Here is a 20497-nt window from a genome sequence, read left to right on the forward strand (position 1 = left end):
AGTCTTGTACCCCGGATCAGCGCCCAACGAGAGCACTTGGGCAGATGAATTGCCGGCGCCCCCTACCCGCGATATATCAATCGCTTGGCATAAGCGCGGCTTTGCCTGCCGATGATCAAGAATATTGGAACGTTTACAGGGATTTCAAGCATGACCGGGGTTACAGAAGCGCAGATCATGGACGCGCTGCGCGGTGTGGTAGACACCGATCATGGCAAGAATGTGGTCGATCTCGGAATTGTGTCCGGGCTGGTGATCAAGGGCGGCAATATCGGCTTTGTGCTGGAAGTGCCGGCCAAAGAGGGGGCCGCCAAGGAACCGCTGCGCCGGGCCGCCGAACAGGCGGTCGCCCGCCTGCCGGGCGTCACCTCGGCCACCGTGGTGCTGACGGCCGAAAGCCAGGGCAAGTCCGGCGCCGCCAAAGCAGCCCCCCATGCGCATAATCATGCGCACGATCATGGACATAGCCATGCCGCGCCCGCCGCCTCTGGCGGCCAGGCCGGCAAGGCGCCGGAAGTGGGCGCCCGCCCCGCCATCCCCGGCATCCGGTCGATCATCGCCGTGGCCTCGGGCAAGGGCGGCGTGGGCAAATCCACCACTGCGGTCAACCTGGCGCTGGCTTTGGCCCAGAGCGGCAAGAAGGTCGGCCTGCTGGATGCCGATATTTATGGCCCGTCGCTGCCGCGCATGATGGGCATCACCGGCAAGCCGCATTCGCCCGACGGCAAGCGCCTGCATCCCCTGCAGGGCTGGGGCATCCCCTGCATGTCCATGGGCTTCCTGGTGCCGGAAGACACGCCGATGATCTGGCGCGGCCCGATGGTGATGAGCGCGCTGGAGCAGATGCTGCGCGATGTCGAATGGGGCGAGTTGGACGTGCTCGTGGTCGACATGCCGCCCGGCACCGGCGATGCCCAGCTGACCATGGCCCAGCGCGTGCCGCTGGCCGGCGCGGTGATCGTCTCCACGCCGCAGGACATCGCCCTGCTGGATGCGCGCAAGGGCCTGAACATGTTCCGCCGCGTCGATGTGCCGGTGCTCGGCATCATCGAGAATATGAGCTATTTCTGCTGTCCCAATTGCGGCCATCGCAGCGATATCTTCGCCCATGGCGGCGCCCGCAAAACCGCCGAGGAGCTGGGCTGCGATTTCCTGGGCGAACTGCCGCTCAAGATCGAGATCCGCGAAACCAGCGATGGCGGCGCGCCGATCGTGGCCTCCAGGCCCGACAGCGACGAGGCCAAGGCCTATCGCGCGATTGCCGCCAAAGTGGCTGAGAAGATCGACCGCGACGCCGCCGCCAGCCGCATGCCGAAGATCACCATTCAGTAACCCGGATATCCATCAGGCATAAAAAAAGGCCGGACACTGTCCGGCCTTTTTCGTATCGGCTGCCGTTCGGCTCAGGCCTCGCTGGCCTTTTCCTCGGAAATCGCCGCCTGCGCCGCCGCCAGGCGGGCGATCGGCACGCGATAAGGCGAGCAGGACACGTAATCGAGTCCGGCATTGTGGCAGAAGCGCACCGACGACGGATCGCCGCCATGCTCGCCGCAGATGCCGAGCTTGATATCCTTGCGCACGCTGCGGCCACGCTCAGCCGCAATCTTCACCAGCTCGCCGACACCGGCCTGGTCGATAGTGACAAACGGATCGCGCTCGAAGATTCCGGCCTTCAGGTAATCTTCCATGAACAGCGCCGAGTCATCACGGCTGATGCCCAGCGTGGTCTGCGTCAGGTCATTGGTGCCAAACGAGAAGAATTCGGCGGTCTCAGCGATCTCGGCGGCGCGCAGGGCGGCGCGCGGCAGCTCGATCATGGTGCCGACCAGATACTTCACCTTCTTGCCCTGTTCCTTGAACACCGCGCCGGCGATGGCGTCGATGCGGGCCTTGAGGATGTCGATCTCGGCCTTGGTGGCGACCAGCGGGATCATCACTTCCGGCTCGACCGGCTTGCCGCCGGCCTTCGATACCGCTACGGCCGCCTCGAAGATGGCACGCGCCTGCATCTCGTAGATTTCCGGATAGCTGATGCCAAGGCGGCAGCCGCGATGGCCCAGCATCGGGTTGGTTTCTTCCAGCGCCTTCTTGCGCTCCTTCAGCGCGGCGACGCTGAGGCCGGTGCCGCGGGCGACCGCGTCGAAATCGGCATCGGTCTTGGGCAGGAATTCATGCAGCGGCGGATCTAGCAGGCGGATCGTCACCGGACGGCCGGCCATGATCTTGAACAGCTGGATGAAGTCTTCGCGCTGCATCGGCAGGATCTTCGCCAGCGCCTTTTTGCGGCCTTCGACCGCCGGCGAGAGGATCATCTCGCGCACCGCGGTGATGCGGTCGGCATCGAAGAACATATGCTCGGTGCGGCACAGGCCGATGCCTTCGCAGCCAAAGCGCACGGCGGTTTCGGCATCCGCCGGAGTCTCGGCATTGGTGCGGACCTTCAGCTTGCGCAGCTTGTCAGCCCAGGTCATCAGCAGGCCGAAATCGCCCGACAGCTGCGGCTCGATCATCGGCATCAGGCCGAGGATCACTTCGCCGGTCGAGCCGTCGATGGTGATGACATCGCCCTTGTTCACGGTGAGATCGCCGATGGTCATCTTGCCCGCGGCGTAATCGATGCGGATGCTGCCGGCACCCGAAACGCAGGGCCGGCCCATGCCGCGCGCCACCACGGCCGCATGGCTGGTGGTGCCACCACGGGCGGTCAGGATGCCCTTGGCCGCGTGCATGCCATGGATATCTTCCGGCGAGGTCTCGACGCGGCAGAGGATCACGGCCTCGCCCTTGCTGGCCATCTGTTCGGCTTCATCGGCCAGGAACACCGCCTTGCCCGAGGCCGCACCCGGCGACGCCGCCAGGCCCTTGGCGATCACCTTGCGCTCGGCCTTCGGGTCGGGCGTGGGGTGCAGCAGTTGGTCCAGCGACGAAGGCTCCACGCGCAGCACCGCTTCGCCCTGGCTGATCAGCTTTTCCTTCACCATGTCGACGGCGATCTTGATCGCGGCCTTGGCGGTGCGCTTACCCGAGCGGGTCTGCAGCATCCACAGCTTGCCCTGCTGGACGGTGAACTCGATGTCCTGCATGTCGCGATAATGCTTTTCCAGCTTCACGAACACGCCGACCAGCTGCTTGAAGGTCGCCGGCATCGATTCTTCCATCGACGGCATCTCGTTGCCGACGGCGAGCCGCGAGGTCTTCGTCAGCTGCTGCGGCGTGCGGATGCCGGCCACGACATCCTCACCCTGCGCATTGATCAGGTATTCGCCGTAATAAATCTTCTCGCCCGTCGCGGGATCGCGGGTGAAGGCGACGCCGGTGCATGAGGTTTCGCCCATGTTGCCGAACACCATCGCCTGCACGTTCACCGCCGTACCCCAGGAGGCCGGGATGTTGTTCAGACTGCGGTAAGTGATGGCGCGCTGGTTCATCCAGCTGGAGAACACGGCGCCGATGGCGCCCCAGAGCTGGTCGCGCACATCCTGCGGGAAGGGACGGCCCAGTTCCTGCTGCACCTTCTTCTTGTAGGCGGCGACGATCTGCTTCCAGTCTTCCGCCTTCAGTTCGGTATCCAGGTTGAGGTTATGCTCTTCCTTGTGCATTTCGAGCAGTTCCTCGAAATGCTCATGCCCGACATCGAGCACGACATTGGAATACATCTGGATGAAGCGGCGGTAGCTGTCCCAGGCGAAGCGCTCGTTGCCCGACAGCTTGGCCAGGCCCTCGACGGTCTCGTCGTTGAGGCCGAGATTGAGCACGGTATCCATCATGCCCGGCATGGAAGCGCGGGCGCCCGAGCGCACCGAAACCAGCAGCGGCTTTTTGGCGTCGCCGAACTTGGCGCCGACCAGCTTCTCCACCTTGATCAGGGCGGCGTCGACCTGGCCCTTCAGCTCCTTGGGATACTGCTTGCCGTTCTTGTAATAGGCGGTGCAGACCTCGGTGGTGATGGTCAGGCCCGGGGGAACCGGCAGGCCGATATTCGACATCTCGGCCAGATTGGCGCCCTTGCCGCCCAGCAGGTTCTTCATGTCGGCGCGGCCTTCGGCCTTGCCGTCGCCGAACGAGTAGACCAGCTTGCCCTTGGCGGGGGTCGCAGCCTTCACGGCCTTCTTTGCAACCTTCTTCACCGCCTTCTTCGGCGCGGCTGCGGCTTTGGCCTTCACCTTGGTGCGGCTCTTTGCCTTGGCAGCCTTCTTGGCCTTAGGGGCGATTTTCTTCTTCGGCTTGGGCTTGGCCATCGGTCTGTTACCCTTCGATCTGCGAGAAGTCGGCGATACGGTCCATGCTTCCGACAACGGCGGAAAGCAAACTCAAACGATTGCGGCGCACGGCGGTGTCATCGGCATTCACCGTGACATGCTCGAAAAATGCATCGACGGGCGCACGTAGCCGCGCAAGTGTGGCAAGATAATGACGGAAATCCGCCTCGTCCTGTGTCTTTCCGGAGACGGCGCCCGGCAGGTCGCCCAGCGCCGTGACCAGCGCCCGCTCCTCGTCCTGCGCGATCAGCCGGCCATCGACATCGCCCAGCTTCAGTTCCGGTGTCTTTTTCAGCTCGGCGCGCACGATGTTGTTGGCGCGGCGATAGGCCACCAGCAGATTGGCGCCCTCGCCTTCGGTCAGGAAGCCGCGCAGGGCATCCACCTTGGCCAGCACGCGCACCAGATCGTCGTCGTCGCCACGGGCAAACACCGCCGCGACCAGATCGTGGCGCACACCCTGCTCGCGCAGATGCACCTTCAGGCGATCGACGAAGAACTGCAGCAGTTCCTCGGTCGGGTTGCGCTTGGCATCCGCCTGCTGGATCTGCAGCGACAGCGCCGAGCGGAACAGCGCGCGCAGTGGCAGTGCCAGCTTGTTTTCCAGGATCAGGCGGATCACGCCCAGCGCGGCACGGCGCAGCGCAAAGGGGTCTTTCGAGCCGGTCGGCTTTTCGTCGATGGCAAAGAAGCCGGCCAGCGTGTCGATCTTGTCGGCCAGCGCCACCGTCACCGAGACATCGGCGGTCGGGCAGCGGTCGTTCGGTCCCTGCGGCGCATAATGCTGGGCGATGGCATCGGCCACCTCAGGGGCTTCGCCGTCATTCAGCGCGTAATAGCGCCCCATGATACCCTGCAGCTCGGGGAATTCGCCGACCAGCCCACTGACCAGATCGGCCTTGGCCAGCTTGGCGGCGCGGCGCGCCATCTTGGCATCGGCATGCAGCGCAGTGGCGATCTCATAGGCCAGCCGTTCGACGCGCTCGGCCTTCTGCGCCACGGTGCCCAGCTTGGCGTGGAACACGATGTCCTTCAGCGCCGGCAGGCGGCTTTCCAGCGTCTGCTTGCGGTCCTGATCCCAGAAGAACTTGGCATCCGACAGGCGCGCATTCAGCACGCGCTCGTTGCCGGCCACCACCTGCTTGCCGCCATCGTCGGTCAGCGTGTTGGCGACGATGACAAAGCGCGGCGCCAGGGCGCCATCCTTGGTGTTCAGCGCGAAATACTTCTGGTGCGACCGCATCGTGGTGGTCAGCACCTCGCGCGGCACATCCATGAACTGCAGCGGGATGCGGCCCAGCAGCACGACCGGCTGCTCGACCAGGCCGGTCACCTCATCCGCCAGGCCGGGGTCTTCCACCAGAACCAGCTGTTCGCTGGCGGCGGCGAAAGCGGCATCTTTGAGAACGGCGGCGCGGCGGGTGGCGAAATCGGGCTCGACATAGGCAGCGCGCAGGCGGCGCAGGTAGTCATTGGCATCGCGCACGGCAAAGCGCGCCGGCGCCTGGAAGCGATGGCCGCAGGTGCTGTCGCCGGCGGTGAGATGGCCGAACACGAACGGCACCGTTTCGCCCTCGAACAGGCAGATCATCGAATGCAGCGGCCGCACCCAGCGCAGGCTCTGGTCGGCCCAGCGCATCGATTTCGGCCAGGGCAGCTGGGCCAGCGCTTCGGGCAGCAGGCGCAGCAGCGCGTCCTTGGTGGCCTCGCCCGGCTTCTCGACCACGGCGAACCAGAATTCGCCCTTGCCGGTATCGCGCTTCTCGCAACTGTCGAGCGAGGACAGCCCCGCGCCACGCAAAAAGCCCTGGATCGCCGCATCGGGCGAGCCCACACGGGGCCCCTTCTTCTCTTCGCGCACGGCTTCCTGCATCCGCGGCAGGCCACGCACCACCAGCGCCAGCCGGCGCGGCGTGACATAGGCCTCGGTCTTGTCGAAATGCAGGCCGGCCTTCTTGAAGCTGTCGCTGACCAGGCGCTGCAGATCCTCGGCGGCACGCTGCTGCATGCGCGCCGGAATCTCTTCCGAGTGCAGTTCGAGCAGAAGTTCGCCGAGCATCATGCGCCCTCCGCTTTCATGTCAGAGGGCAGATGGCCGCGACCTTTGAGCCACTGGGTGCAGCAGGCCTTGGCCAACGTGCGCACGCGGCCGATATAGGCGGCGCGTTCGGTCACGCTGATGACGCCGCGCGCATCCAGCAGGTTGAAGGTATGGCTCGCCTTCAGGCACTGGTCATAGGCCGGCAGCGCCAGGCCCTTCTCCACCAGGGCCATGCATTCCTTCTCGACATCGGCGAAGCGGCGGAACAGCTGCTCGGTGTCGGCATGCTCGAAATTGTAGGCGGAGAATTCGCGTTCGGCCTGGTGGAACACCTCGCCGTATTTCACGCCGCGGCCGTTGAAATCCAGGTCGTAGACATTGTCCTTGCCCTGCACATACATGGCCAGGCGCTCGAGGCCATAGGTGATCTCGGCCGAGACCGGCGCACAGTCGAAACCGCCGACCTGCTGGAAATAGGTGAACTGCGTCACCTCCATGCCGTCGCACCAGACTTCCCAGCCCAGGCCCCAGGCACCCAGCGTCGGGTTCTCCCAGTCATCTTCGACGAAGCGGATATCGTGGCGCTTGGACGAAATGCCGAGCGCCTCCAGCGAGCCGAGATACAGCTCCAGCACATTGGCCGGGCTCGGCTTCAGGATCACCTGGAACTGGTAGTAATGCTGCAGGCGGTTGGGGTTCTCGCCGTAGCGGCCATCTTTCGGCCGGCGCGAGGGCTGCACATAGGCAACACTCCACGGTTCGGGGCCGAGCGCGCGCAACGTGGTGGCGGGATGCGAGGTGCCGGCGCCCACTTCCATGTCGTAGGGCTGCAGCAGCAGGCACCCCTGCCGCGCCCAATAGGTCTGCAGCGTAAGGATCAGATCCTGAAACGACGAAGCCGCAGCGGGTCCAGGGGGCGCCATCGCAGGGTCCTTTGCGCTCTCGCCTTTGCGTGCGTTTGGGGGGTGGCCGAAATCGGGCGGACCATAGCCAGCAGGGGCTTTGGAATCAAGCCATTGGCGGCTTCGACTTATGCCGGGCGGCACTCCGGACGGCCGCAGGTCTGGCCCGGCGGCTGGTCCGGACCGGTCACCATATAGGTGCCGCAGACCGGGCAGGGTTTCAGATCCTCAACCACCGCTTTCGGGGCGGGTTTGTCCTGCGCCGGCTGCGTCGGTGCCGGCGGCTTGCTTGCGGGCTTGCGATTGACGTAGCGCCAGCCATACCAGACGGCGGCAACCAGCAGGATCAGCAGCAGATATTTCAGCATGAAAACCCGGATATGGGTGTGAAACGCGGATGGGGCCGATTCTGGGGCCTGCGGCCGGCTGCCGCAAGGGCTGCCCTAGACTTCCGGCAGCGCGGCGCCATCGCGCAGCACCGCGTCGATCTCCGGCAGGTAGCTGCCATCGGGCCGATGCAGCAGCAGGCCCGGCGTCAGCGTGAGCGGCGCCTTGCTGCCCTTGATCGCCCGCACGATCACCCGTTTCGCCGGCTGGCCGGCCTTGGACCACAGCGGAATCACCCGAATCGCACCCGCCTTGGCTGCGAGGGCCGCCAGGATGTCGCCCAGCCGCTCGGCCTTGTGGATCAGGGTCAGCCCGCCATTGGGCTTGGCATAGCGCAGCATGGCGGCGATCCAGTGACCCAGATCGGCATCCTCGGCCTCGGCTCGCGCCGCCGCCCGGCCGGCATGCGGTGAGACACGATGTCGCGCCATGTCGAAATAGGGCGGATTGGCAAACACCTGGTCGAAGCTGTTGGGCGTCAGGCCGGCAATGCGCCGGGCCCGGATATCGCCTTCATGCACGCTCAGCCGCTCGTCCAGCCCGTTGGCCGCGATATTGCGGGCACAGAGCGCCGCCAGATCGGGCTGCAGTTCGACACCGGCGACGCTGACGGTTTTCAGCCGCGCGGCCAGGCAGAGCATGGCAACGCCGGAGCCGCAGCCCAGCTCCAGCACCCGCGCGCCAGACCCGGATTTCTTTGGGGCCGCAACCGCCGCGGCCAGCATCACCGCATCGGCACTGGCGCGCTGGCCCTTGCGTGGCTGTTTCAGGCGGATCAGGCCGCCCAGCAAAGCGTCATGGGTGTGATCGATGTCAGGCATTTGATAGTAAAGAGGAACTTGGCAAATGAGCGGCGCTTGACCGACCCGGCCAGCCCACTATGCTCCCACCAGACCGCTCGACACAATCATGGGTTCGACTGCCGTGGTGCAGACTGCCTCCAAATCCCTGCAAGACCTGCCGGCGCCGGGCCCCAAGCCCAGCATCGAGCCGCTGCGCGCCCTGGTCGCGGCCAATATGGATGCCGTGAACCGCGAAATCATCGCGCGCATGGCCAGCGACGTCACCCTGATCCCGGAGCTGGCCAGCCACCTGATCGCCGCCGGCGGCAAGCGGATTCGCCCGCTGCTGACCCTGGGTTCCGCCCGGCTCTGCGGCTACCAGGGCAGCCATGATGTGCTGCTGGCCACCTGCGTCGAATTCATCCACACCGCCACCCTGCTGCATGACGATGTGGTGGACGAGAGCGACCGCCGCCGCGGCAATGCCACCGCCAATGTGCTGTGGGGCAACCAGCCGTCCGTGCTGGTCGGCGACTTCCTGTTCACCCGCGCCTTCCAGCTGATGGTCGAGACCGGCTCGCTGGAGGTGCTGCGCATCCTGGCCGGCGCATCGTCAGAGATCGCCGAGGGCGAGGTGCTGCAGCTGGTGATCGCCAATGACATGAATTCGCTGGAAAGCGACTATCTGAAGGTGATCAAGGCCAAGACCGCAGCGCTGTTTGCCGCCGCCTGCCGCGTCGGCGCGGTGATCGCCGACCGGCCGCAGGCCGAGGCCCAGGCACTCGACGATTACGGCCATAATCTCGGCATCGCCTTCCAGCTGGTCGACGATGCACTCGACTATGCCGCCGATGCCGCCACGCTGGGCAAGAATACCGGCGACGATTTCCGCGAGGGCAAGATCACCCTGCCGGTGCTGCTCGCCTTCTCGAAGGGCAGCGAGGCCGAGCGCGGCTTCTGGCGCCGGGTGATCGAACGGCCTGAGGAACAGACGCCCGAGGACTGGTCACAGGCGCTGGCCTATCTGGAGCGCCATGGCGCCATCCAGGAAACCCTGGCCCGCGCCCGGGCCTATGCCCAGAAGTCGCGTCAGGCGCTGCAGCTGTTTGCCGCCGGGCCGATGCGTGATGCGCTGTCGGAAGCAGTCGATTTCGCCGTCGAACGGGCGCTTTAAACCCGGCTTTAAGCCTCTGGCCGGCCTAGGCTTTCGGAGTCCGCGCTTTTCCCCCGCGAATGCCCCCCGAATGCCTCTGGGGGTGCCTTGCGGGCCCGTCCCGCAGGCGCTATACAGTCGCCCGCGCCGGTCGGAGCGTAGCTCAGCCTGGTAGAGCACTAGCTTCGGGAGCTAGGGGCCGGAGGTTCGAATCCTCTCGCTCCGACCAGCGCGCGAATTCTCCCGAAAATCTGTCTTGGTCCTGCAGTGATGAGCGGCTCTCCTGCCGCCTCCTCAACCGTCACCCTCGGATTTATTCCGAGGGTCCATCTGTGCGTTCCGATGCACTGATGGATGGCATGGACCCTTGGCCATCGCGCTTTGCGCGAAGGCATATGTATGGCGGCAAAGCCGCCGGGCCCAAGGGTGACGTTGTGTGGAAGACGCGAGCCCTACGCCGTCACCCACTCTACTCGGTAAGAATGGGCGGCACGCGCACGCGCCGCACCGTTTCGCGGTAGAGGATATACAGCCCGCTGGCGATGACGATGGCGCAGCCGATCCAGGTCTGCGCATCGGGGAAATCGCCCCAGACATACCAGCCGATCAGCACCGACCACAGCAGATGCGTGTAGTCGAACGGCGCCACCACGGCTGCCGGCGCCAGGCCATAGGCCCGCGTCATGCACAGCTGCGCCGTGCCGCCGATGAGGCCGGTGCCGATCAGCAGCAGTAGATCCGGGAAATCGGGCGTCACCCAGAAGAACGGCAGCGCCAGCCCGGTGAACAGCGTGCAGAAGGCGGTGAACCAGAAGGCGATGGTGGTGGAGGGTTCCAGGCGGCTGAGCCTGCGGATCTGGATGATGGCCAGCGCATACAGCAGGGTTGCCATCACCACGATCAGGCTGGCGCTTTCCAGCATGCCGCTGCCGGGCCGTATGATCACCAGCATGCCGACGAAGCCGACGATGATCGCCGACCAGCGATGCAGGCCGACGCGTTCCTGCAGCAGCCAGACCGACAGGCAGGCGATGAAGATCGGCGCCGCAAACGCAATCGCCGTCACCTCGGCGAGCGGCAGGAACTGGTAGGAATAGAAAAACAGCAGCATGGCGCCGCAGCCGAACACCGAGCGCAGGCCGTGGCCCGCCAGCTGCCGGGTCTTCAGCAGCATCAGGGCATTGGCCAGCGTATTGCCGCGATCATTGCCCGCGCCGCCGGCGCTGCGCCACACCATCAGCAGGATCGGCGGAAAGGCAAACAGGCTGCGGAAGAACATGATCTGCACGGTGGGATACCCGGCCGTGAGCCATTTCACCAACGCATCCATGATGCCGAACAGCGACACCGCGATCAGGATGTAGCCGATGCCCAGCGGTGTGTTGGAGATTTGCGTATGCGCGGGAAAGACAGACATCGGCGTGCGGCTCAGACCTGACATGAATCGGCCCGGCTGGTTGTGCCATGCCGGGCCGTGGATTGCACGCGCCCTCTGCAGTTTCATCACCCCCGCTTCCGCGGGAGTGACGATTCCGGACTAGAACGCCAGCGGCTCGGTCACCCGGGTCCAGCGGCCGCCCTTCACCTGCACCATGAACACCGACTCGCTGCCATGATGCTTGTTCGGCCCGAATGTCATCACCGGGCCGCCGAAGATATCGGTATAGCCCTGGATCGATTCCATCGCCTTGAGGAAGCGCTCGGTGGTGAGATCCTTGCCGGCGCGGTCCAGCCCCATGACGATCAGATCGGCCGCGACATAGGAGAACTGCGCCGCCGGATTGGGATCGACATTGTACTTGGCGCGGTATTTCTCCACCCACTGCTTGATTGCCGGATTGGTCGAGTCCGGATAGGGCGCCTCGATCTGCGTCATCGTATAGAGGCCCTCGGTGGCGCCGGCCGGCGCACCCGAGACATTGAGGTCGAAGGCCGCAGTGGTGCCCACCATGTCGACCGTCCAGCCCATCTTGCGCGCCGTGCTGTAGGCCAGGATGGTATCGCGGATGATCGAGCCCAGCGCAATCACATCGCAATTCGCCGCACGCAGCTTGGTCATCTGGGCGGTGAAATCGGTATCGGTCGGCTTATGCGTGGTCGCATCCGCGAGTTTGACATTCATCGCCACAAGCTGGTCGCGCGCACCCTCGAAAATCTCGCGACCGAAATCCGTGTCCTGATACAGGGCGCAGACATTCTTCTTGCCCTTGTCGACGAAATGTTTCACCGCGCCGCGCATCTGCGCGTAATACGAGGCCCCGGCCGCCCATTTCATCGGATGGAACGGCTCATACAGCTGTTTCGCCCAGCTGAGCGGGAAGAAATTCGGCACCCCCGCCTTCAGCTGGTCGGGCATCACCGCATTGTTCATCGGCGTGCCGGCGCCGAGCAGGATCAGGAACACCTTGTCGCGATTGATCAGCTTGTTGCCGGCCTGCACGGCGCGTGGCACCTGATACTGGCTGTCCTCGATGATGTAGCGGATCTTGCGGCCCTGCACGCCGCCCTGGGCATTGACCTCATCGAAACGCATGCGCGCCGCATTGGAGGAATGCACGCCAAAGGCCGCGGCGACGCCGGAAAGATCGGTATGCGTGCCAATCACCACTTCGGTCTTGGTCACGCCCTGCAGCTTCTGCGCCTCGGCCCGGCCGGCATAAAGGGCCAGCATGGCGGTGATGGCGGTTATCGTTACTCTGCCCAGACTGATCATGGTTCCTCCGGAAGATTTTTGTGGTTGAAGACGGACCGGCCGCGGCGCATCGCTGCACCGCGGCCGGGTATGCACAGCTCACCCATACGCTGCAGCGATCACATGCCGTAACGCACCGGGCCGGCGATCTGTACGAAGCGGCTCTTCTGCACCTGGAACAGGAAAGCCTCGTCGGCACCCTGATGCTTGTTCGGTCCATAGCTGACCGCCGGGCCACCGAAGATGTCGCGGAAGCCCTGGATGCTTTCAATCGCCGCCACCATCTTGTCGGTGGTGAGATCCTTGCCGGCACGGTCGAAGGCGAAGATCAGCTGGTCCATCAGGCCATAGCCATAGACGGCACCGATATTGGCATCGGAACCGAACTTGGCCTTGTACTTGTCCATGAAGGCAGCCACCTGCGGCGAAGCGGTGTCGCGATAGGGCATCACGGTGCCCGCCATCACATACATGCCTTCCGTCACACCGCCGGGGGCACCGGCAACGATCTGGTCGTAATTGGCCGACTGGCCGAGGAAATCGACATCCCAGCCCATCTTGCGCGCCGTGCCATAGGGCACGATGGCATCACGCACGATGGTGCCCATCACCACGATGTCGCAATTGGCAACCCGCAGCTTGGTGATCTGGCTGGTGAAGTCGGTGGCAATCGGGGTATTGGACGCAGTTTCAATCACCGGCAGGTTCATCGCCTTGGCCTGGTCCTGCACCGCTTCCAGGATTTCCTTGCCGAAGTCGGTGTCCTGGTACAGCGTGCAGAACCGCTTCTTGCCCTTGTTGGCCACCATCCACTTCATGCCGGCGCGGACCTGGTCGTAATACGACGACAGGCCGGCGAATTTCAGCTTGTGGAACGGTTCCGACATCTGCCGCGCCGCGGTGATCGGCGAGAAGTTGATCACGCCGGCCTTCAGCTGGTCGGGCAGCACGGCGTTGTTCATCGGCGTGCCCAGCGCGCCGGCCATGATGAAGATATTGTCGCGGTTGATCAGCTTGTTGGCCGCCTGCACGGCGCGCGGCACCTGATACTGGTTGTCTTCCACGATCAGGCGGAGCTTGCGGCCATAGATGCCGCCCTGCTCGTTCACCTCGTCGATGCGCAGCCGCATCGCCTGCGAGGAGTGCACGCCATAGGAGGCCGCCACACCGCTCAGGTCGGTATGCATGCCGATGACGATTTCATTTTTGGTGACACCACGCACCTTGCCGGCCTGTTGTGCCCCGGCAGACGATAGTGGGGCACCGGCGAATACCACTGCACTGGTCACGACCGCGGCCGTGAGCACATGGACCCTACGCATGCGGACCTCCCTCGTTTTTATGTGGTCTTGTGGTTCTGCTTGACGCGTAAAGCTTAGTCCTGTGGCGCGACGCGTCCTATACGGATTCGATGTGGCAGCGCCGTTGCTGCGACGCACAAAAGCAAAGACGCCCGCGGTTTCCCGCGGACGTCTCGCAATAGATCGTGTTCAGACGATCGAAAGGTTTAGTACATGATCGGACCGCCACCGACCTGCACGAAGCGACCCTTCTGGATCTGGTAGTACAGCACTTCGGTGGTGCCCTGATGCTTGTTGGGGCCGAAGCTGATCACCGGGCCGCCGAAGATGTCGCGATAGCCGCTGATGCTCTCCAGGCCCTTGATGAACTTGTCGGTGGTCAGATCCTTGCCGGCACGATCGAGCGCAGTGACGATCAGGTCGGCGATGTTGTGACCATAGACCGCGCCGATATTCGGGTCGGCGTTGTACTTGGCCTTGTAGGCATCCCACCAGGCGGCAACCGTCGGGCTGGCGGTGTCGCGATAGGGCATCACGGTGCCGGCACCGACATACAGGCCTTCCGTCGCACCACCCGGCGCCGAGGCGACGATCTGGTCGAAGCTGGCCGACTGCGAGGTGAAGTCCACATCGGTCCAGCCCATCTTGCGCGCGGTGGCATAGGGCACGATGGCGTCACGCACGATGGCGCCCATGGCGACCAGGTCGCAACCGGCACTGCGCAGCTTGGTGATCTGCGCGGTGAAGTCGGTGGCGACCGGGGTGTTGGTGGCGGTCTCGACCACCTGCATGTTCATCGCCTTGGCCTGATCCTGCACGGCGTCCAGGATTTCCTTGCCGAAGTCGGTGTCCTGATACAGCGAGCACAGCTTCTTGCGGTTGTTCTTCTGCACCAGGTATTTGATGCCGGCGCGGGTATGGTCGTAATAGCTCGAGAAGGTCTGGAACTTGAGCCTGTGGAAGGGCTCGCTCATCGAACGCGCGGCGGTCAGCGGCGCCAGGTTGGGCACCTCGGCCTTGAACTGCTCGGGGAACACCGCGTTGTTATGCGGGGTGCCGAGCGCACCGGCCATCAGGAAGATCTTGTCGCGGTTGATCAGCTTGTTGCCGGCCTGCACCGCGCGCGGCACCTGATACTGGCTGTCCTCGACGATCAGGCGGATCTTGCGGCCGTTGATGCCGCCCTGCGCGTTGATCTCGTCGAACTTCAGGCGCATCGCCTGCGAGGAATGCACGCCGTAGCTGGCGGCCGGGCCGCTCAGGTCGGTATGCATGCCGATGATGATTTCGGTCTTGGTGACGCCACGCACGTTCTGCGCCTGCACCGCGCCGGCAAGGCCGATGGTCGCCGCCACCGCGGCGGCACTCATGACAATCTTACGAATACGCATCTGTGGTTTCCTCCTCATAGGCCTCGATTGGTTTTGTCGCGTCGGCGCATGGGAGCCCATCACGCGCCGACATACATCTCTTCGATCAGTGCCTTGTATTTCTCGTTCACGAATTTGCGCTTCAGCTTCATGGTCGGCGTCAGCTCGTCGTCTTCGGCGGTGAGCTGCTGGTCGATCAGGCGGAATTTCTTGATCGTTTCGACCCGGGCGAAGTTCTTGTTGACCTTCTCGATCTCCTCGCCGATCAGCGCCTGCACTTCCTTGGCATGGCACAGCGAGGCGAAATTGGTGAAGGGTACATTCAGGTCCTGCGCATATTTCACCACATTGTCGTGATCGATCATGATCAGGCAGGTGAGGAACTTGCGCGCATCGCCGATCACCACGGCATCCGAGATATAGGGGCTGAATTTCAGCTGGTTCTCGATCTCCGACGGCGTGATGTTCTTGCCACCCGCGGTGATGATGATGTCCTTCATGCGGTCGGTGATGCGGAACCAGCCCTCGTTGTCGACCACGCCGACATCGCCGGTATGCAGCCAGCCGTCGACGATGGTTTCCGCCGTCTTGCTCGGGTTGTTGAGATAGCCCATGAACACATGCGGGCCCTTGAGCAGGATCTCGCCCTGCGGGCTGAGTTTCACTTCGGTGTTGGGCACCGCCTGGCCGATGCTGCCGAGCTTGATGCGGTCCATCTGCGGCGAGGTGGCGAGCCCGACATTCTCGGTCTGACCATAGACCTCGCGCATGTCCTTGCCGAGCGCCAGATACCACTTGATCAGGTCGGGCGAGATCGGTGCGGCACCGGTGACCAGCCATTTGCAGCGATCGATGCCGATGATGCGCTTGATGTTCTTCAGCACCAGCTGGTCGGCGAACCAGAAGGCGATCTTCAGCCCCAGCGAGGGTTCGCGATCCTCCAGCCGGCACTGCGCCAGCTTGTAGCCGATGCCGAGCGCGGTCTTGTAGGCCAGCTTGCCGAAGCCGGTGGCATCCTTCATGCGGATGGCGATGCCGGAATAGAACTTCTCCCACAGCCTGGGCACCGCGAAGAACACGGTGGGCTGCACCTCCTGCAGATTCTGCGGGATGGTTTCCGGGCTCTCGGCGAAATTCACCGTCGAGCCCGAGCGGATCGGCCACAGCAGTGTGAAGCCACGCTCGGCGATATGGCACAGCGGCAGGAAGCTGAGCTGTTCGTCAGTACCATCCTGCTCCAGCAGGCGGCCGGCATTCTCCATCTGGAAGATCAGGTTGCGATGGCTGATCATGGCGCCCTTCGGTGCCCCGGTGGTGCCCGAGGTGTAGATCAGGATCGCCAGGTCTTCCGGTTTGCCCAGCTTGAGCTGCTCCTCCCAGAAGGTGGGGTGCTTCGTCTCGAAGTCGCGGCCGAGCTGCAGCAGCGCATCGAAGCTGATCACCATCGGATCGCGGAAATCGGCGAGGCCTTCCATGTCGATGACGACGATCTTGCGCAGGGTCGGGCAGCGGTCGCGCACCTCCAGGATCTTGTCGAGCTGCTCGTCATTCTCGGCGATATACACCACCGTCTTGCTGTCGTTGAGGATGTACTCGACCTGCTTGGCGGAATCGGTGGTGTAGATGCCGTTGGTCACCGCGCCGATGCCCTGGCTGCCGAGATCGGCATAGAGCCATTCCGGATTGCCTTCGGAAATGATCGAGACCACCTCGCCGCGCTTCACGCCGAGCGAGGCAAAACCGAGGCCGGCATGCTTGGCATTGTCGCCATAGCGGGTCCAGCTGATCGAATTCCAGATGCCGAGATCCTTCTCGCGCAGCGCCACCTTGTCGCCGCGTTCGCCCACCTTGCGCCAGAAATAGCGCGGCAGGGTGTCGCGTTCCAGGATGGCGAGGATATCGGCATCGATGGCAATGCCGGTTTTCGGATCGACTGCCTTGGCACTCATTACAGCCTCCCTGTGGCGCCCAGCGCCCAAGCGATTAACGCCACGTTTTCCGCTTCTTCCAGCGCCGCTTGCCGCGCACGCCCTGTTCCTTCATGCCGAGATAGAATTCCTTGATGTCTTCCTTCTCGAGCAGCTTGGCGCAGGTATCGGCCATCACGATGCGGCCGACTTCCAGCACATAGCCGTAATGCGCGGCGTGCAAGGCGACGTTCGCATTCTGCTCTACGAGAAGAATGGTGGTGCCCTGCTCGGAATTGATGCGCACGATGATCTCGAAGATTTCCTTCACCAGCTTGGGCGACAGGCCGAGCGACGGCTCATCCAGCAGCAGCAGCTTGGGCCGGCCCATCAGCGCGCGGCCGATGCTGAGCATCTGCTGCTCGCCGCCCGACATCGAGCCGGCGGCCTGGTTCTCGCGCTCTTTCAGGCGCGGGAAATAGCCGTAGACCATCTCGATGTCTTTGACGACGCCATCGGCATCCTTGCGGGTGAAAGCGCCCATCATCAGGTTTTCCTTCACCGTCAGGAACGGGAAGGTTTCGCGGCCCTCCGGCACATGGCCGATGCCGAGCCGCATCACCTTGTCCGGGTCCATCTTCTGGATGTCCTGGCCGTTGAAGACGATGCTGCCCTTCTGCGGGTCCATCACGCCGGAGATGGTCTTCAGGATTGTCGTTTTGCCGGCGCCGTTCGCACCGAGAACGGTGACAATGCTGCCTTCGGGGACAGCCAGGCTGACGCCGCGGATCGCCATGATCGGGCCGTAGAAGGTCTCGATATTGGCCAGCTTGAGCAGCGGCGGATTGGCCAGTTTCTGTTCGATGGTCTGCATCTGCATGGCGGCGCTCATCTCAGCCTCCCAGATAGGCTTTGATGACTTCGGGATGGCTCTGCACTTCCGCAGGGGTGCCGAGCGCCAGCACGCGGCCGTAATTCAGCGCCAGCACGCGGTCCGACACCTCGTTCACCAGCCCCATGTCGTGTTCGACCATCAGCACGGTGATGCCGAGTTCGTTGCGGATGTCATGGATCCAGAAGGCCATGTCCTCGGTCTCTTCGGTATTGAGGCCGGAGGACGGCTCGTCCAGCAGCAACAGCTTGGGCTCGGTGCACAGCGCGCGCGCCAGCTCCACCACCTTGCGGGCGCCATAGGGCAGGTTGACGATATAGGTGTCGCGGTAATGCTGCAGGTCGAGGAAGTCGATCACATGCTCGACCTTCTCGCGATGCGCCAGCTCCATCCTGCGCACGCTGGGCAGGAACATCAGCTGCGAGGCGATATTGCCGCCGCGATGGGCATGGCGGCCGAGCAGCAGGTTGTGCAGCACGGTGGCATGCTCGAACAGCTCGATATTCTGGAAGGTGCGCGCGATGCCCAATGCGGCGATTTTGTCCGGCGCCACCTGGGTGATGTCCTTGCCCTCAAAACTCAGCACGCCGCTGGTCGGATCGTAGATGCGGCTGATCAGGTTGAACACCGTGGTCTTGCCGGCCCCGTTCGGGCCGATGATGGTGAAGACCTGGCCCTTTTCGACGTCGAAGCTGACGCCGTCGACCGCCTTGATGCCGCCGAAGTTGATGGCGAGGTTATCGGCCTTGAACAGCGTCACCGGTTGCGCTCCGATTTGGTGTAGGTCTTCTGGCGCTTGAACGTCGCCTTCTTGTAGAGCGGGAACAGCGAGAAATAGAGCTTCACCTTGAGCCAGCGGCCATAGATGCCCAGCGGCTCGAACAGGATGAAGAACACCAGGATCAGGCCGAAGATGCCCGGCTCCAGGCCCGGCTGGCGCGCGATGCCATCGGGCAGGTAGTCGCGCAGGATGGCGATCAGCTGCGGCAGCGAGCCGACAAAGATGGCGCCGAAGATGGCGCCATGGATCGAGCCCAGGCCGCCCACCACCACCATCAGCAGCAGCTGGATGGAGAGCAGGATGTTGAAGGCATCGGGGGCCAGATAGCCGATCTTGTGGGCGAACAGCGTGCCGCCGAAGCCGGTGAAGCCGGCCGAGATCGAAAAGGCCAGCGTCTTGTAGGCGGCGAGATTGACGCCCATCGACTGGGCAGCGATTTCCGAATCGCGGATGGCGACAAAGGCCCGCCCGGTCGGCGAGCGCAGCAGGTTGAGCGCCGCCAGCACCGCCAGCACCAGGGCGCCGAAGGTGATGTAGTAGAACGGCACGTCATCGACGATGGCAATGCCGAGCACCTCCGGCCGGTCGACGGCAAAGCCCTTGAAGCCGCCGGTCACATGCTCCCAGCGGATCAGGATCTGCTCGATGATGAAGGCGAAAGCCAGCGTGGCGATGGCGAGATAGACGCCGGTGAGCCGCAGCGCCGGGCGGCCGATCACCGCGCCGATGATGGCCGAGAGCAGCGTCGCCACCGGGATCGAGATGAAGAAGGGCACGCCCAGATTCAGCAGGATCGCATGGGTATAGGCCCCGATGCCGAGGAAGGCGGCATGGCCGAGCGAGACCTGCCCGGTATAGCCGGTCAGCAGCATAAGGCCGATGCCGACGATGGAGAGGATGAAGACGTAGGAAATCTCGCCGAGCCAGAAGTCTTCCAGCACGAAGGGCGCGGCCACCAGCACGGCGATCAGCAGGCCATACCAGAAGCGGTCGACGCCGTCGCGGAACAGGTTGATGTCCTGGTTGTAATCGGTCTTGAAGAAGAAGCGCATGATCTGTCTGTCCTTACACGCGCTTGCGGCCGATATTGCCGAACAGGCCCTGCGGCCGGATGAACAGCACCGCCAGGATCACCACATAGGCGGCAACATCCTTGAATCCTTCGGCCATGTAGATGCCGGAGAACTGCTCGATCACGCCGATCACCAGGCCGCCGATCACCGCGCCGGGGATCGAGCCGAAACCGCCCAGCACGGCGGCGGCAAAGGCCTTCAGTCCCAGCAGGCCGATGGTGGTATCGATCAGCGACACCGGTGCCAGCAGGATGCCGGCGACGGCGGCAACGCCGGCCGAGATCGCCCAGACCAGCGAGAACACCATCTTCACCGGGATGCCCATGTAATAGGCCGCCAGCTGGTTCTGCGAGGCGGCCTGCATGGCAACGCCGATGCGGGTATAGCGGAAGAAGGCATAGAGCACGCCGCACAGGATCGCCGTGCCGACGACGATGGACACGTTGACGTCGGCGACGATGAAGCCGCCCACCTTGGTGACGCCATCGGTGAACGGCGTGGCAAAGGCACGCGTCTCGGTGCCCCAGATCATCGAGGCGCCGGAGCGGAACAGGAAGCCGAGCCCGATGGTGAGCATCACCACCGAGAACTGCGGCTGGCCGATCACCTGGCGCAGGATCACCGTGTCGAGCAGGTAGCCGAACACGGCCATGAACAGCACGGCGCCCAGGAAGGCGAGCCAGTAGTTCAGGCCGAAGCCCTCGATCAGCGAGAAAGCCACAAAGGCGCCCAGCATCAGCAGGTCGCCTTGGGCAAAGTTCACCATCTCGGTGGCTTTGTAGATCAGCACGAAGCCGAGCGCGATCAGGCCGTAGATACAGCCTGCCGCCAACCCGTTCAGCAGCAACTGGACAATCTCGGACAGAGCTTATCCTCCCAGATAATATTCAGGCGATTCTTGGTGCCGCCATCTTGTGGTGGCAGATTAGGGAAAGCGCGCCGGACAGGTCAATCGCT

16 protein-coding genes and 1 tRNA gene are annotated in these 20497 nt (G+C 63.8%); 3 read left to right on the plus strand and 14 right to left on the minus strand.

From position 1 onward, the window contains the following. Positions 1 to 150 precede the first annotated feature (150 nt). Positions 151 to 1332, plus strand: coding sequence for an iron-sulfur cluster carrier protein ApbC (apbC, locus tag AAG821_RS02600; RefSeq protein WP_341909566.1), 1182 nt, complete (start codon positions 151 to 153; stop codon positions 1330 to 1332). Between the two features lie 71 nt (positions 1333 to 1403). On the opposite strand, the gene ppdK is transcribed toward apbC, so the two are convergent. The 5 genes from ppdK to AAG821_RS02625 form a co-directional block, all read right to left on the minus strand. Then, a complete protein-coding gene (ppdK, locus tag AAG821_RS02605; RefSeq protein WP_341909564.1) occupies positions 1404 to 4238 on the minus strand; it encodes a pyruvate, phosphate dikinase in 2835 nt (944 codons plus the stop codon). Between the two features lie 7 nt (positions 4239 to 4245). Then, positions 4246 to 6318, minus strand: a complete 2073-nt coding sequence (gene glyS / locus AAG821_RS02610; protein ID WP_341909684.1) for a glycine--tRNA ligase subunit beta — start codon at positions 6316 to 6318, stop codon at positions 4246 to 4248. Continuing rightward, complete coding sequence (locus tag AAG821_RS02615) at positions 6318 to 7223, minus strand: glycine--tRNA ligase subunit alpha (RefSeq protein WP_341909562.1); 906 nt, start codon at positions 7221 to 7223, stop codon at positions 6318 to 6320. The genes glyS and AAG821_RS02615 overlap by 1 nt, the downstream gene beginning before the upstream one ends. 107 nt (positions 7224 to 7330) lie before the next feature. Continuing rightward, complete coding sequence (locus AAG821_RS02620) at positions 7331 to 7570, minus strand: hypothetical protein (protein ID WP_341909560.1); 240 nt, start codon at positions 7568 to 7570, stop codon at positions 7331 to 7333. 75 nt (positions 7571 to 7645) lie between these two features. Next, a complete protein-coding gene (locus AAG821_RS02625) occupies positions 7646 to 8410 on the minus strand; it encodes a methyltransferase domain-containing protein (protein WP_341909558.1) in 765 nt (254 codons plus the stop codon). A 196-nt stretch (positions 8411 to 8606) separates the two neighbouring features. Here AAG821_RS02625 and AAG821_RS02630 point away from each other — a divergent pair, with 196 nt between their 5' ends. Both AAG821_RS02630 and AAG821_RS02635 read left to right on the plus strand, forming a co-directional pair. After that, complete coding sequence (locus AAG821_RS02630; RefSeq protein WP_341909682.1) at positions 8607 to 9545, plus strand: polyprenyl synthetase family protein; 939 nt, start codon at positions 8607 to 8609, stop codon at positions 9543 to 9545. 131 nt (positions 9546 to 9676) lie between these two features. Beyond that, positions 9677 to 9753: transfer RNA gene (locus AAG821_RS02635), tRNA-Pro, on the plus strand. 240 nt (positions 9754 to 9993) lie between these two features. On the opposite strand, the gene AAG821_RS02640 is transcribed toward AAG821_RS02635, so the two are convergent. The 9 genes from AAG821_RS02640 to AAG821_RS02680 form a co-directional block, all read right to left on the minus strand. Then, on the minus strand, positions 9994 to 10941 hold the full coding sequence (locus AAG821_RS02640) for a DMT family transporter (protein WP_341909556.1): 948 nt from the start codon (positions 10939 to 10941) through the stop codon (positions 9994 to 9996). 120 nt (positions 10942 to 11061) lie between these two features. Continuing rightward, entirely contained in the window at positions 11062 to 12237 is a 1176-nt protein-coding gene (locus AAG821_RS02645) for an ABC transporter substrate-binding protein (RefSeq protein WP_341909554.1), read from the minus strand. Between the two features lie 98 nt (positions 12238 to 12335). Continuing rightward, entirely contained in the window at positions 12336 to 13538 is a 1203-nt protein-coding gene (locus AAG821_RS02650) for an ABC transporter substrate-binding protein (RefSeq protein ID WP_341909552.1), read from the minus strand. 185 nt (positions 13539 to 13723) lie between these two features. After that, positions 13724 to 14908 (minus strand): ABC transporter substrate-binding protein, encoded by a 1185-nt coding sequence (locus AAG821_RS02655; protein WP_341909550.1) that lies wholly within the window; start codon positions 14906 to 14908, stop codon positions 13724 to 13726. Between the two features lie 59 nt (positions 14909 to 14967). Continuing rightward, positions 14968 to 16836, minus strand: a complete 1869-nt coding sequence (locus AAG821_RS02660) for an AMP-binding protein (RefSeq protein WP_341909548.1) — start codon at positions 16834 to 16836, stop codon at positions 14968 to 14970. A gap of 34 nt (positions 16837 to 16870) precedes the next feature. Continuing rightward, positions 16871 to 17686 carry an ABC transporter ATP-binding protein gene (locus AAG821_RS02665; RefSeq protein ID WP_341909547.1) on the minus strand — a complete coding sequence of 272 codons (816 nt, stop codon included), beginning with the start codon at positions 17684 to 17686 and terminating at the stop codon, positions 16871 to 16873. 1 nt (position 17687) lies between these two features. Beyond that, positions 17688 to 18446: an ABC transporter ATP-binding protein gene (locus tag AAG821_RS02670; protein WP_341909545.1), complete on the minus strand. Its 759-nt coding sequence runs from the start codon at positions 18444 to 18446 to the stop codon at positions 17688 to 17690. Beyond that, a complete protein-coding gene (locus AAG821_RS02675; protein ID WP_341909543.1) occupies positions 18443 to 19519 on the minus strand; it encodes a branched-chain amino acid ABC transporter permease in 1077 nt (358 codons plus the stop codon). Before AAG821_RS02675 ends, AAG821_RS02670 begins: the two co-directional genes overlap by 4 nt. Before the next feature lie 13 nt (positions 19520 to 19532). Further along, positions 19533 to 20387, minus strand: coding sequence for a branched-chain amino acid ABC transporter permease (locus AAG821_RS02680; RefSeq protein ID WP_341909542.1), 855 nt, complete (start codon positions 20385 to 20387; stop codon positions 19533 to 19535). Between the last annotated feature and the right edge of the window lie 110 nt (positions 20388 to 20497).

The organism is Ferrovibrio terrae, from assembly GCF_943372915.1.
In the GTDB taxonomy this organism is placed as follows: Bacteria; Pseudomonadota; Alphaproteobacteria; order Ferrovibrionales; family Ferrovibrionaceae; genus Ferrovibrio; species Ferrovibrio terrae_A.

Coding starts and splice junctions, on each gene's coding strand:
- apbC (WP_341909566.1), top strand. CDS start 151: ATGACCGGGGTTACAGAAGCGCAGATCATGGACGCGCTGCGCGGTGTG.
- ppdK (WP_341909564.1), bottom strand. CDS start 4,238: ATGGCCAAGCCCAAGCCGAAGAAGAAAATCGCCCCTAAGGCCAAGAAG.
- glyS (WP_341909684.1), bottom strand. CDS start 6,318: ATGCTCGGCGAACTTCTGCTCGAACTGCACTCGGAAGAGATTCCGGCG.
- AAG821_RS02615 (WP_341909562.1), bottom strand. CDS start 7,223: ATGGCGCCCCCTGGACCCGCTGCGGCTTCGTCGTTTCAGGATCTGATC.
- AAG821_RS02620 (WP_341909560.1), bottom strand. CDS start 7,570: ATGCTGAAATATCTGCTGCTGATCCTGCTGGTTGCCGCCGTCTGGTAT.
- AAG821_RS02625 (WP_341909558.1), bottom strand. CDS start 8,410: ATGCCTGACATCGATCACACCCATGACGCTTTGCTGGGCGGCCTGATC.
- AAG821_RS02630 (WP_341909682.1), top strand. CDS start 8,607: ATGGATGCCGTGAACCGCGAAATCATCGCGCGCATGGCCAGCGACGTC.
- AAG821_RS02640 (WP_341909556.1), bottom strand. CDS start 10,941: ATGTCTGTCTTTCCCGCGCATACGCAAATCTCCAACACACCGCTGGGC.
- AAG821_RS02645 (WP_341909554.1), bottom strand. CDS start 12,237: ATGATCAGTCTGGGCAGAGTAACGATAACCGCCATCACCGCCATGCTG.
- AAG821_RS02650 (WP_341909552.1), bottom strand. CDS start 13,538: ATGCGTAGGGTCCATGTGCTCACGGCCGCGGTCGTGACCAGTGCAGTG.
- AAG821_RS02655 (WP_341909550.1), bottom strand. CDS start 14,908: ATGCGTATTCGTAAGATTGTCATGAGTGCCGCCGCGGTGGCGGCGACC.
- AAG821_RS02660 (WP_341909548.1), bottom strand. CDS start 16,836: ATGAGTGCCAAGGCAGTCGATCCGAAAACCGGCATTGCCATCGATGCC.
- AAG821_RS02665 (WP_341909547.1), bottom strand. CDS start 17,686: ATGAGCGCCGCCATGCAGATGCAGACCATCGAACAGAAACTGGCCAAT.
- AAG821_RS02675 (WP_341909543.1), bottom strand. CDS start 19,519: ATGCGCTTCTTCTTCAAGACCGATTACAACCAGGACATCAACCTGTTC.